The following is a 12,726-nucleotide window of genomic DNA, read 5'->3' on the forward strand; positions in this document are numbered from 1 at the left end:
AGAGCAGCAGTCCTGACCAGCCGATGAAAACGAATCTGTCGCGCTTCAGCCAGTCGTCGACGGTGTCGAACCATCCTCGCTGGGCTTGTGCGCGCCCCATTGCTATGGTCATTGCACAATCTCCAAGAAATTAGAAATTATCTGATCAAAATGAGTTCGCCTGATTCACAGTCGCCTCGCGATCGCGCCCTGAGATATGAGATAAAGAGGCAGAAAACGCAAGGGAATGAGAACAGAGTTTACTTTTCTTTACTAATCACTCATTATACAGACACCCTCTAGAATTTTTCATCCCCTAAATCTGAATTTTCCTTAACAATGCGAAGCAGTTTTGTCGGTGGGGTTATTTAGGCAGGGATCAGCTAGTGCGGATGCGACCGTACCGATAAAGAAAACACTTGCTGGGCTGAACGAGAGATACTAAAGAAGTAAGTTCACAAGTTCAGTGGTAAAGGCAGCCTCATGTTTATTGTTGACGTGGCTCTCAAGAATAACCCCGTACCGATATCGGTTCAGCGAAAATCCGGTGATGACGCAAAAGCTCTGTACCAGCAAATTTCAGAAGCAATGCGCTCTGGCAATCCGGTTTCGATCGAACTCACCTGCGAACAGCAAGCTGGAAAAACCGTTTGTGTTTTAGTGAGCGAAATTGCTGCGGTACAAATGGCGGAAAAATCGGGCAGTGCAACTTCGTCGGGTAGACCTCCCGGCTTTTTTGCCTTAGCTGAGTAAGCCATAGGGACAAGTGGGGAATTAGGCGAGAGCGATTACCTCGAAGAGAAATTGCTTCACATCGCCACCCCACTCCTTGTAACTAGGTAACGTTAAGTATCAAGCCAAATTATGGGTAAACCCTCGATCGTTGTTCAGGACGTTTCTTTTCAGTGGCTCAAGGAAGCTCCCGTCCTGCAAGCCTGTTCGCTGGAAGTGCCGCAGGGCGAATTTTGGATGTTGCTGGGCACAAACGGCAGCGGCAAATCAACCTTGCTGAAACTCTTGACCGGGCTACTAAAGCCCCAGATTGGAACCGTTGAAGTGCAGCCTCCGGTTGGATTTGTCTTTCAAAATCCTGATCATCAGCTCGTGATGCCGACAGTGGGGGCAGATGTTGCCTTTGGTCTAGTTGAAGAAAAGCTGTCTTTTAGGCAAGTGCGGCAGCGGGTTGAGGAAGCATTGAACGCTGTGAATCTTTTGCCACTTCAGCGTCGCCCTATTTATGCTTTGAGCGGCGGACAGAAACAGCGGATTGCCATTGCAGGAGCGATCGCCCGCCATTGTGAAGTGCTGCTGCTCGATGAACCGACCGCTTTACTTGACCCTGATAGCCAGCTTGATCTGGTGCGGCAAGTTCAGGGATTGGTGCGGAGCCGAGGCATGACGGCACTCTGGGTAACGCACCGTTTAGATGAGCTTGACTATTGTGATGGCGCATTTTTATTAGAAGCAGGCAAAGTGGCGGATCAGGGCGATCCGACTCGGCTGAAACAAAGACTGATGCAGACTAGCATGAGGAGCTGAGCGCGGATTCTGAGGAAGATTTTAAGTAAGAAGCTTTTCAAGTATTCTTCTAGCCTTCGGTCAGACCCTTTCTACGGCAAGCACCCTTCGGCAAGCAATTCCCAAAAACGATTTGTAATGAATGATGAGAAGAAATCGAAGCGGGTCGTTCTCTTCCTGGTTTACAATTTGCAATCATGAATGACAATATATAAGAATATAAAATAGCTTCTACCCATTGCCCTCCAATGTAAATTATGCCTTCTTCCCCTCCCCAAGCCCTGCTCCTAGTTGACGGCTATAACGTAATCGGTGCTTGGTCAGACTTAAAGCAGACCCGCGATCGACATGGGTTAGAGGAAGCGCGGCGTGAGCTGTTGCATAGCCTGATGGACTACAGCTCCTATCACAGCTTTGATACTCATGTTGTGTTTGATGCTCAGTATCAAGACACACCGGGCAGTCGCGAGGTCATCACCAGCTATCTTTGTATCTGCTACACCGACTATCGCCAAACCGCAGACTCCTATATTGAGAAAACCTGTGCCTTGTTTCGCAATGACCCGCGTAAACTCAGTCAGAGGCTAATTGTGGCAACCTCCGATCGCGCTCAGCAGCTGACCGTGGTCGGCTATGGGGCAGAGTGGATGTCAGCGCAAAAGCTTCAGACAGAAGTTGAGCTAATGTTTGCCAGAGTTCGACGGCAGCATCGCACAACCCACAGGCAACAAAAGCAATCGACCAGTCGATTCTTAGCGAGTGGGCTTGATCCTGCCGCTCAGCAGCGTCTTGCCGACCTGAGATTTGGCAAAGATCGGAAAAAAAGCTAGTTTTCCTGGATGAAAGCTTTGCTTAGATGAATTTGTTTGAATAAGTTTGTCTGTAAATTTGTCTGAATCAAGCTGGGTTCTCGCTCTGATTTGGTTGCCTCCGCTGCATTCAGCAAAAAATTTTAGAAAAGTGGTTGCCAAATTCAGGCTTTTCTGGCTATTATTAGATTCGCGTGAGCATTCCTCAGTAGCTCAGTGGTAGAGCGGTCGGCTGTTAACCGATTGGTCGCTGGTTCGAATCCAGCCTGGGGAGTTAAGTCAATTCAATCAAAATAAATTTCGCTAGATCAGTTAAGTTTTGCTAGATCAGTGAGAGAAGGATGATAGGTTGTCAACTTAAAGTTAAAGCTGACGATTAAAGTTGACGATCGCCATCCATGAAATCAATCGACAAAAGACAGACAGGGATAGATTTGGGTACGCAACCTCAATCCCCCTGGCGCCATCATTGGTCACTCGATCCCAATATCACGTTTCTGAACCACGGTTCTTTTGGAGCCTGTCCGATCGCCGTTCTGGAACAGCAGCAAATTTTTCGACAGCAGCTTGAGGCAGAGCCATTGCGCTTTTTTGAGGATGCCTATGAGCCATTGCTGGATCGATCGCGTGAGCGGCTAGCCGAGTTCATCGGAACAACGCCACAAGAGCTGGTCTTCGTTCCCAATACCACCACAGGCGTGAACACAGTGCTGCGATCGCTGTCTTTGCGGGCGGGGGATGAGCTGCTGACGACGAATCATGAGTACAATGCCTGCCGCAATGCGCTGGATTTTATAGCGGAGCGATCTGGGGCAACGGTGGTGGTTGCAGAAGTTCCCTTTCCGTTAGCGTCTGCTGAGCAGGTAATCACCGCTGTTATGTCACAAGTTTCTGACAAAACTCGAATTGTGCTGCTGGATCACATTACCAGCCAGACCGGGCTGATTTTTCCAATTCAATCGATCGCACAGCAGCTTCGCGGTTCAGGGGTGGATGTTTTGGTCGATGGGGCACACGCCCCCGGAATGGTGGCACTCAACCTGAAGGAATTAGGGGTAACATACTACACAGGGAACTGTCATAAATGGTTATGTGCGCCGAAAGGAGCTGCTTTTCTCTATGTTTCCGAAGCAAAGCAGTCCTTGATTCGCCCGCTTGTGATCAGTCATGGTGCAAATTCAGTTCGGACCGATCGATCGCGCTTTCATTTGGAGTTTGATTGGACAGGCACAGACGACCCAACCGCCTATTGCTGTGTGGCAAGTGCAGTTGAGTTTATGGACTCCCTCTTACCAGGGGGCTGGAATGCCGTCATAGAGCGCAATCATCAAATGGCAATCAGGGCGCGTCAACTTCTTTGTCATGCCTTGAGTGTGTCGCCTCCCTGTCCCGACACCCTGGTTGGTTCAATGGCAGCGATTCCTTTACCTGGGAAATTGGCCTCAGGGGTACAGCATCAGTTGTTCGATCGCTTTCAGATTGAAGTGCCCTTGATTCCCTGGCAGCGTGTTTTCGGGCAGGGTAAAGCCGATTCTTTCGTGGGGGAACTGCAAAGCAACGCTCTGATTCGCATCTCAGCTCAGCTTTATAACAGTTTGGCGGACTACGATCGTCTCGCTGAAGCCTTGCTGACGCTGCTGGCAGAATCCGCATCGAGTCAACCCAAACCCGTTTAAGGGAGAAGTTTCAGGAAAAGTTTTCATGGTTGGGGCAGTCATCGCATTAAAGGAGCCCGCGTAGCGTGAAAGCGGCGTTTAATCATGGTCGGCAGCATCTCTGGCTTTTGCTGTTTCTAATAGCATTGGGGCTGGGTTTGCGTCTGATTCAGCTTGCTGCAAAGCCGCTCTGGACAGATGAGTTTTCTACGATCGTCTTTAGCCTGGGCAATCGTTTTTTGACCGTGCCGCTCGATCAGGTGATTACAGCCGATCAGCTTTTGCAGCCCCTGCGCCCGCAATCTAGAACCGGCGTGGATCAGGTCGTGCAATCGCTGCTGAGCGAGAGTAACCATCCGCCCCTGTATTTCATACTGAGCCACTTTTGGCTGAAGCTTTTTCCGACGAATCAGCTTGGAACGGTTTCCGCCTGGGCAGCTCGATCACTGTCGGTTTTGTTTGGCGTTGCTTCGATTCCGGCAAGTTATTGGCTAGGCCGGCTGGCGTTTCGATCGCGGATTGTGGGACAGGTAGCAGCCGGGCTGATGGCAGTTTCACCGTTTGCCGTTTATCTCGCTCAAGAAGCGCGGCACTATACGCTGCCAATTCTTTGGATTATTGCTTCCCTTTGCTGTTTGATTGTGGCTACCCGCACGATTCGCGATCGGATTGCGTTGCCCTACTGGGTGTGCTGGGTTTGGATTTTGATCAACGGGTTGGGCATTGCGAGCCATTACTTTTTTACCTTTACCCTGATTGCCGAAGCCGTCGTCATTGCCTGTCTGGGATTGGTGCAGAGCTGGCGAGAAGGAGGAATCTGGCATCCTTCAGTCCACTGGCAACGCATCTGGCTTGTGGCAGCCGGAACTGCGGGCACGGGAATCGTTTGGTTTCCGGTGCTGCTGAATATTCAGGATGGGGAGCTAACGCGCTGGATTTATCGAGGCGAGCGCAGTGGATTTGCCTGGTTAGAGCCGGTCGGTCAGGCAGTGGCAGGCTGGATTTCGATGATTTATCTGTTACCAATCCAGTCCCCTTCAGAGACGATCGCTGTCCTATCGGGAGCAGGGCTGTTGATGTTGACCCTGTGGACACTGCCCAAAGTCTTCTGGGGGCTAAACGTGCAGTGTGTCGATCGGGATACCCGACTTTCCGTTTGGGTGCTGGGCTGCTTTGTCATCAGTGCAATTTTACTGTTCTTTAGCATCACCTATCTTTTTGAGGCAGAGTTGACCGGCGCGTTTCGCTACAACTTTGTTTACTTTCCGGGGACGGTTGCCCTGATCGCGGCAGGTCTGGCGGCAGGGTGGAATGTTGTTCGTGAGATTGCCCAAACCCGTGCTGATCAAGTGTCGATCGCCCTACTCAAGCTGCTGCGCGTAAGTAGACGCAAAACCATTCTTTTAATCGGGCTTTTGAGTCTAGTCGGTGGACTGACCGTTGTTTTCAATTTGGGCTATCAAAAAGTTCATCGCCCGGATGTGGTTGCACAGGATATTCTGCGGCACTCCTCGCAGAGCACTTTGATTGCGATTCCCCACCGCACCCATGGGCAAACCGGGCGGTTGATGGGAGTTGCTCTGGCAGTTGAACAGGCTGGCTCCCAGGCGACTTCAGCAGGAAAAACGCTGCCGATCGATCTGCGGTTTCTTCTGGCGCACGATACTCCGCGCAGCACCAGCACAGTTGCAGAAACATTGGACAAAACTTTAAGCGAAGTCACAACACCGATCGATCTATGGCTAATTAATTTTCATGAGGTAGAGCCAGGGTTAGTCGATCGAGTGCTTAAAAAGCAGCGTTGTGCGGCAAAAACAGAGCCAGAATCAGTTGATGGATACCGTTATCGGATGTATCGCTGTCGCGGCAGGGTCAAGACATCGAAGCTAAAGTAGAGCCATCGGGAGACAGAAGCGGAAAAGTCAGGATAAAGGTAGAGCCAATGCCGAACTGAGATTCGAGGTGAATTTCGCCCTGGAACAGCTTCACCAATCGGGAAACAACTGCCAATCCCAACCCCGTACTTTCGCTGTCGCGGAGCTTCTGCAAATTGCTTTGTACATAGGGTTCAAAAATGCGCTGCTGCTCCTCTGAGGCAATGCCCAACCCGGTATCTGCAACTGTCAGGCTCCAACAGGGAGAATCCGCTTTCCCTTTTAGGAGATTGATCGCCTCCGCCCGACAAATGACATGAATTTCACCTTGCTCGGTGTAGCGAATGGCATTGCTCAGCAGATTAGTGACGATTTGCTGAAGCCGTAGAGAATCAGTCAAAATATGATTTAGAGCGGGATCACAGTCAAACTGGAGCTGTAAATTTCTAGCCGCCACCAGAGGTTGCACCATGTCCACCGTCGTCTGCACCAGCTCACAAATATTCACCGGACTGAGCTGAAGCTGCATTTGTCCTGCATCGTAGCGCGAGATTTCCAGCGAATCATTGATCAGGCGGAGCAACTGTCGTCCTGCCTGTAAAACACGATCGATACTCTCTAGATTAGGAACCGAGTCTCTGGTGCTACCGTCCTGTCGATGCTGCCGCAAAAACAGATCCGAGTAGCCAATAATCGAAGTGAGGGGCGTTCTTAGCTCATGGGCAAGCTCTGAAAGATTAGCTTTGCTGGCGCGAACGAGGCGGGTCAATTCCTGATTCGTCAACTTAAGCTGACTTTGAAGCTGCTCTAACTCATGCAGCCGACTCTCGGTATAGCTTTGAAAGCAGCGGGCGATCGCCTCATCAATCACCGTGTCAATTAACCTGACCGCACGCAGCAGTTCGGCAGCCGAAGCTTGAAGCAGCTCGGCTTCAATCACCTCAAAAATAATCGATCGCAGCAGGCGATATTCCCGCGCAATCTCACCCGGATCGAACCCCTGATCCGCCCGGACTATGCCATGTTCTAGCGTTGTTTCGATCAGGGTTTGCACGTCGCTGCGTTCTTCCTCAGACAAAATCGTTGCCAGCGCATTTAGCACTTTAGGCAAGCTATTTTGAATGGCTTTGTAGGTGAGTTCGCCAGTAGTTTGAATTTGCTCATCCTGACGCACCGCTTCGACCCACTGCTGAACAATGGTATCGGCTTGCTGGTGCATTAATTTACCGAAGTCAATCATGCCGAAAGGGGCGAGTTGAAGCGTTTGGGCGAGGCGCAGAGTGTCAGATATCGTTCAAATCCAACCCTGCAAACTCTCAGTAGGATATCAGTGTTGCGATCGCTCCGCATCTTAATTCAGACAGAGATGGATCGCCCTACGTCCTTCATTTCGTTATTTCTGGCAGTTGTTTTTGAGCAAGAGAAATTTAGACAAAAGCGATTTGGACAAAAGCGATTTAGACAAAAGAAAACCGGGGTACATTCCCGGTTCCAGAAACTATCGTACGACCCACAGCCTGAGCGATCGGCTCCAGACTCCGCGCCAGATTCACCATTTCCTCAAGCGAAAGTGCCTGACGCGCATCCGAAACAGACTGCTCCGGCTCCGGGTGGCACTCAACGATAATGCCATCTGCACCGCAAGCGATCGCCGCTTTTGCTAGATTGGGAACGAGTTCGCGCTTTCCGGCAGCATGACTAGGGTCAACGATCACGGGCAGGTGAGTGATTTGCTTCAATGCGACGACTGCACCCAGATCCAGCACGTTGCGAGTGTAGGTATCGAAACTGCGAATGCCGCGCTCGCAAAGGATGACGTTCGGGTTACCGTGGCTCATGATGTATTCGGCTGCCATGACGAATTCTTCGATCGTCGCTGCCAAACCGCGCTTCAGCAGAATCGGCTTGTTTGCCTGTCCCAGTGCCTTGAGCAAATCGAAATTTTGCATATTGCGGCTGCCAACCTGAAGCACATCGGCATAAGCTGCGATTTCTTCGATTTGGGAAATTGCCATCACTTCGGTAATCACAGGCAGTCCGTAGCGATCGCGCACCGATGCCAGAATCTTCAGCCCTTCGATGCCGAGTCCTTGGAAGTCATAGGGCGAAGTCCGGGGCTTGTACACCCCGCCGCGAATTGCCTGAATTGGACCCGTAGCGAGGCGACAGGCGACTGCTTCCATTTGTGCCGCGGTTTCGACGGCACAGGGTCCGCCGACAATCAGCAAATCAGAACCGCCAACGGTGACAGTTTCGCTTAAATGGACGATTGTTTGAGGCTGAGCGGAAGTTTTGAGGACAAGTTTTGCTTTCTGCATGGTGGAGTTTTGGGGATTGAGTGAGAGATGGGACTGAAGGAGCATTAAAAAACCCGGAGCCTTGAGGCTGTCCGGGTAGGGTTCGACTTTTGCATGACGACTTTACCCGGACGTGAGCCTGGTCCAAAAGTAAAAGCCAAAAAACCAAACAGTGTAGGGCATAGTCGTCATCGGTGCGAATCGAGTGTGATTAATCGAAGAAGCTAGATAAAACAAAAACCGCAGACTTTCAAGTTCTGCGGCTCATCGAGAGGTTCCCTAACTGAGTGGAATTACCCCCGGTGAGCCGTGGTAAAGCTAAACCAATAAAAGTAAGACTGATTTGCCAGACCCATAGGAAAAGAAGATCCTTTCTGCGAACTTGTGTTGCAAGCTTGCGCTGCGAACTTGTGTTAAGAATACTTTATTCTATTGCTAATCGTAACAAAGTTATCAAAACTTCGTCAAGTCAACTGCAGGAAAATATCGTTAAGATCTGACACGGTTGGATTCCCTTTGGTTAGAACTTGTCCGATCGCCTTATGATTAGCGGTGCAGTTCTTTTCCGGGAAGATTTCAGGGAATTTCTGGAGAATTCCGTCTAAAGAGGATGTTTGAAGCGTTGTATCTGCAACTCGATCCGCCCCCCTAACCCCTAATTCTAGGAAAACCGAGCCGATCGGTTTTAACGCTCAAAGTTTCCCACCTGTCAGGAATTTAGGGGACAATGCAGAACCTGGAACCCTTCTCAAATCTCCTTATAGATGCCGAACAAATGCGAATTGACCTGAATTGGCGATCTCCGACCCTCCCGATCATGTCGCTTATGATTGCAGCAGAATAACCAAAGCAAGCCATCTGAAGCAGAACCATCTGAAGCACAACAAAAGCAGAATGATTGAAGCAGACCATCTGAGTAAGATTTACGGCACGACTTCCGCGATCCAGGACATCACATTTTCCGTGGAGAAAGGCGAAATTCTGGGCTTCCTGGGACCAAACGGAGCCGGGAAAACCACGACGATGCGAATTTTGACAGGCTATTTGCCTGCGACCAGCGGCACAGCCCGAATTGCTGGCTTTGAGGTGCATGAAGACTCGATGGCAGTGCGTCAGCGCATTGGCTATCTGCCCGAAAATCCGCCGCTCTACCCGGATATGTCGGTGGAGGGCTATCTGAATTTTGTCGGTCGGCTTAAGGGGGTTTCGGCAGGCGATCGTCCCACGCGGGTAAAGCTAGCAATGAAGCGGTGCGGCTTGTTGGACAAGCGACAGGTTTTAATTCGCAAGCTGTCGAAGGGATTTCGTCAGAGAGTCGGCATTGCCCAGGCGATCGTGCATGATCCGCCCGCGATTATTCTAGATGAACCCACGGTTGGGCTTGATCCCCGTCAAATTATCGAAGTTCGCAATTTGATTAAGAGCCTGGCGGGAGAGCATACGATTATTCTCTCGACCCATATCCTGCCAGAAGTAAGTATGACTTGTAGCCGGGTGGCAATTATCAACCGGGGGCAGGTAGTCGCGATGAACACACCCGATCAGCTCATGGCACAGCTCACGGGCGGGGCGGGTTATGAGCTAGAGGTCGAAGGCGATCCACTTTTGATCCAGCAGCAGCTTCAGCAGTTGCCCCCGATTAATGCAGTTGAGGTCATTGCAGACGAGGCTTTACCGGGGACGCACCGCCGATATCGTCTGACATTAGACGCAGAACTCCAGGCTGGACATCATGTAGGACGCGATATTGCAGCGGCGATCGTCTCCGCAGGCTGGGGGCTACACGAAATGCGGCGAGTGCAGGTGAGTTTGGAAGAAGTGTTTTTGGAACTGACGACCGAAGAAACGATTTCAGAAGAAGCCCTCGGAGAAGCAGCAGCACAGAGCGAGTCTAATTCGGCAACGGGTACGGCGATATAAGGAGAAGCGGCAATGGGAATCGTATTAAGCAACATCATCGCAATCTATCGGCGGGAACTGCAAAGCTATTTTGCTTCTCCCTTTGCCTACATCATTGCAGGCGTGTTCTGGCTGCTGAGCGGCTTTTTCTTTGTGTCGATTTTGCTTAGCCCCGAAGGGTTAATTGCTCAAGTAGCAGTGCGCGATCAGGTAGGAATTACAGAACCGCCGATCGACGTTGCCTATCAGTTTCTCACGGTGTTTTTGGGGGTACTGGGCTCGCTGGCTCTGTTTGTGCTGCCGATTTTGTCGATGGGGCTCTACACCGAAGAGCGCAAGCGGGGCACGATCGAACTTCTAGCAACTTCTCCGGTAACAAACTGGGCGGTCGCGCTGGGCAAGCTGTTGGGCGTGGTCACGTTTTTTACAACGCTGGTGCTGCCGTTGCTAGTGTATCAAGCGATCGCCCTGAGTGCTGCTGACCCGCCTGTGTCGCCCACGGTGATGCTGCTGGGCCACTTTGCCCTGATTCTGATGGGGGCGGCGATTTTGTCGCTGGGGATGTTTATCTCTTCGCTGACGGACAGCACAATTCTGGCGGCAATTCTCACGTTCGGGCTGATTTTGCTCCTATGGGTCGTAGATCTGGTCGCTAACGCGATCGGTGGTCCAGTAGGTAATGCGCTGGGTCATCTGTCTCTGGTGAAAAACTACACGAACCTGACGCAGGGCATTGTAGACAGCAGTAGCTTGATTGTGTTTCTCAGCTACATTGTGCTGGGGCTATTTCTCACGGCACAGTCGATCGAGGCATTTCGATTCCAGCGTAGCTAGTTGGGGGATCGCAGTTTCCCTCCGGCTCATCCATACAAACAGGTTTATTTCTCTGTCTCTCCCTATTTCCTCAGATGTCCATGAAGCTGACAAAACGACTGAACTGGAAGCAACTGAACTGGAACCATCTCAAGTGGCTATTTTGGCTTGGTCCTGTGCTGATGATTGTGGGTGCGACCGCAGGAATCGTAGCGGGAAACTGGGCGGGCATTCCATCTGGACTAATGATCGCTGGATTTGTTCTCCTCGGACTGTGGCTAGTATTTCTGATTTATCAGCAGCCAAATTTTTGGGGTAGGCGATCGACTCAAATTGGCACCAATGCGCTGCTGTCTGCCCTTGCCGTTTTAGCCATTTTGGGCATGGTGAACTTTCTAGCAGTGCGGTTTAACAGCCGGGTTGACCTGACGGAAAACCAGATTTTTACCCTTGCTCCTCAGTCGCAGGAGATCGCGCAGCAGCTTCAACAGCCCGTTAAAGCCACGATTTTTTCGCCCACACCCAATCCGATCGATCAGCAGTTGCTCGATAACTATCGGCGAATCAACTCTAATTTCAGCTATCAGTACATCGACCCCCAGCGCGAACCGGGACTGGCGCGAGAATACAAAGTGCAGACGATCGGCGATGTATTTGTTGAATCGGGAACGAACCGCCGACCTGTGCAGACCGTGACTCCAGAGCAAAAACTTTCAGAACGACGGCTGACCAACGGCATTGCCCAAATCACCAACAGCCAGCCGCAAAAGGTTTACTTCTTGCAGGGACACGGTGAACGCAAGCTAGAAGCAGGACAGGGCGGCTTTTTGCAGGCATCCCAGCGGCTCACTGAAGAAGCCTATGAAGGCGCGCCGCTCAACCTGGCAGAAAATCCGCAGGTTCCGGCAGATGCTGCTGTGCTGGTAATTGCCAGTCCCCAGCGTCCCTTGATCGAATCAGAAGTCAAAGCCCTCAGGGAGTATCTGAAGCGCAAGAGCGGCTTAATGCTGCTGATCGATCCGCAAACCGACCCCAAGCTCAATCCGCTGCTGGAGGAGTGGGGACTTCAGATGAGCGATCGCATTGTCATTGACCCCGCCGGAGAAGCTTCTGGCTTGGGTCCGGGCGTGACGATTATTAATCAATATGGCGATCATCCGATCACACGCAGCTTTGGCAACGGCATTTCCTTTTATCCTCTAGCGCGTCCGGTGCAGCAGCGGCAGGTCGAGGGCATCGAAGCCACGGGTCTTCTGATTACCAGCGATCGCACCACCGCCCAGCGCGTTGCCGAAAATGGTGAACTTCAGTTCGATGCAGCGACCGATCCAAAGGGTCCATTTGCGATCGGCTATGCCCTGAGCCGGGGGGTACAGGCAGAAGCTCCAAGCCCTGCTCCGAGTCCCAGTCCCAGCCCCAGTGCCAGTCCTAGTGCCAGTCCCAGTGCCAGTCCCAGTGCCAGCCCCAGTGCCAGCCCCAGTGCCAGTCCTAGCCCGGAAGCCAGTGCCAGTTCCAGTTCGAGTCCTAGCCCGGAAGCCAGCCCTAGTCCAGCAGCCAGTCCCAGCCCCAATCCAGCAGCCAGCGAAAATAAGGGACAATCTCGCCTGGTGGTGATTGGCAACTCTGGCTTCGCAACAGACGGCGTATTTGCCCAGCAGCTTAACAGCGATGTGTTTTTGAACTCGCTGGGCTGGCTGAGTCAGCAAGACGATCAGGTGTTGGCGATTCGTCCGCGAGAAGTGAAAAATCGCCGGATTGTGATGTCTCCTCAACAGCAGATGTCTGCCGCCGGAACTGCGCTTGCGCTGCTGCCTGCGATCGCTTTTGCTGCTGCCGGACTGGTGTGGTGGAAGCGGCGATAACTGTTCTCTAAGATCCGATT

General features: G+C 51.6%; 10 protein-coding genes, 1 tRNA gene and 1 pseudogene. 9 read left to right on the forward strand and 3 right to left on the reverse strand.

The features are described from left to right. Nucleotides 1-112, reverse strand: a pseudogene (locus NDA02_RS13735) (photosystem II D2 protein (photosystem q(a) protein)); the annotation flags it as partial. 350 nt (nucleotides 113-462) lie between these two features. Here NDA02_RS13735 and NDA02_RS13740 point away from each other — a divergent pair. From NDA02_RS13740 to NDA02_RS13765, 6 genes are all read left to right on the forward strand, one after another. After that, entirely contained in the window at nucleotides 463-732 is a 270-nt protein-coding gene (locus NDA02_RS13740; RefSeq protein ID WP_348255116.1) for a hypothetical protein, read from the forward strand. A gap of 111 nt (nucleotides 733-843) precedes the next feature. After that, the gene (locus NDA02_RS13745) at nucleotides 844-1,518 is read left to right on the forward strand and encodes an energy-coupling factor ABC transporter ATP-binding protein (protein WP_190790856.1); all 675 of its coding nucleotides are present in this window, start codon (nucleotides 844-846) and stop codon (nucleotides 1,516-1,518) included. Nucleotides 1,519-1,754: 236 nt separating this feature from the next. Continuing rightward, entirely contained in the window at nucleotides 1,755-2,327 is a 573-nt protein-coding gene (locus NDA02_RS13750) for an NYN domain-containing protein (RefSeq protein WP_190790857.1), read from the forward strand. 181 nt (nucleotides 2,328-2,508) lie between these two features. Continuing rightward, nucleotides 2,509-2,580 (forward strand) — tRNA-Asn (locus tag NDA02_RS13755). Between the two features lie 124 nt (nucleotides 2,581-2,704). Continuing rightward, nucleotides 2,705-3,982: an aminotransferase class V-fold PLP-dependent enzyme gene (locus NDA02_RS13760; RefSeq protein ID WP_190790858.1), complete on the forward strand. Its 1,278-nt coding sequence runs from the start codon at nucleotides 2,705-2,707 to the stop codon at nucleotides 3,980-3,982. 65 nt (nucleotides 3,983-4,047) lie between these two features. Then, entirely contained in the window at nucleotides 4,048-5,856 is a 1,809-nt protein-coding gene (locus NDA02_RS13765) for a glycosyltransferase (RefSeq protein ID WP_190790859.1), read from the forward strand. Here NDA02_RS13765 and NDA02_RS13770 read toward each other — a convergent pair. Together NDA02_RS13770 and NDA02_RS13775 are read right to left on the reverse strand one after the other, a co-directional pair. Continuing rightward, the gene (locus tag NDA02_RS13770) at nucleotides 5,834-7,075 is read right to left on the reverse strand and encodes a HAMP domain-containing sensor histidine kinase (RefSeq protein ID WP_190790860.1); all 1,242 of its coding nucleotides are present in this window, start codon (nucleotides 7,073-7,075) and stop codon (nucleotides 5,834-5,836) included. The two genes, NDA02_RS13765 and NDA02_RS13770, sit on opposite strands and share 23 nt — an antisense overlap. Before the next feature lie 217 nt (nucleotides 7,076-7,292). Beyond that, nucleotides 7,293-8,198, reverse strand: coding sequence for a bifunctional 3-deoxy-7-phosphoheptulonate synthase/chorismate mutase (locus NDA02_RS13775; RefSeq protein WP_190790861.1), 906 nt, complete (start codon nucleotides 8,196-8,198; stop codon nucleotides 7,293-7,295). Between the two features lie 828 nt (nucleotides 8,199-9,026). Between NDA02_RS13775 and NDA02_RS13780 the strand changes: the two genes are divergently transcribed. From NDA02_RS13780 to NDA02_RS13790, 3 genes are all read left to right on the forward strand, one after another. Next, nucleotides 9,027-10,052, forward strand: coding sequence for an ABC transporter ATP-binding protein (locus tag NDA02_RS13780; RefSeq protein ID WP_190790862.1), 1,026 nt, complete (start codon nucleotides 9,027-9,029; stop codon nucleotides 10,050-10,052). A 12-nt stretch (nucleotides 10,053-10,064) separates the two neighbouring features. Continuing rightward, nucleotides 10,065-10,865 carry an ABC transporter permease gene (locus tag NDA02_RS13785; protein WP_190790863.1) on the forward strand — a complete coding sequence of 267 codons (801 nt, stop codon included), beginning with the start codon at nucleotides 10,065-10,067 and terminating at the stop codon, nucleotides 10,863-10,865. Between the two features lie 80 nt (nucleotides 10,866-10,945). Further along, nucleotides 10,946-12,706, forward strand: a complete 1,761-nt coding sequence (locus NDA02_RS13790) for a Gldg family protein (RefSeq protein ID WP_348255118.1) — start codon at nucleotides 10,946-10,948, stop codon at nucleotides 12,704-12,706. Nucleotides 12,707-12,726: the final 20 nt, after the last annotated feature.

Origin of the sequence: Leptolyngbya sp. ST-U4 (genome assembly GCF_039962215.1) — a bacterium.
Classification (GTDB): Bacteria; Cyanobacteriota; Cyanobacteriia; order Elainellales; family Elainellaceae; genus Leptolyngbya_A.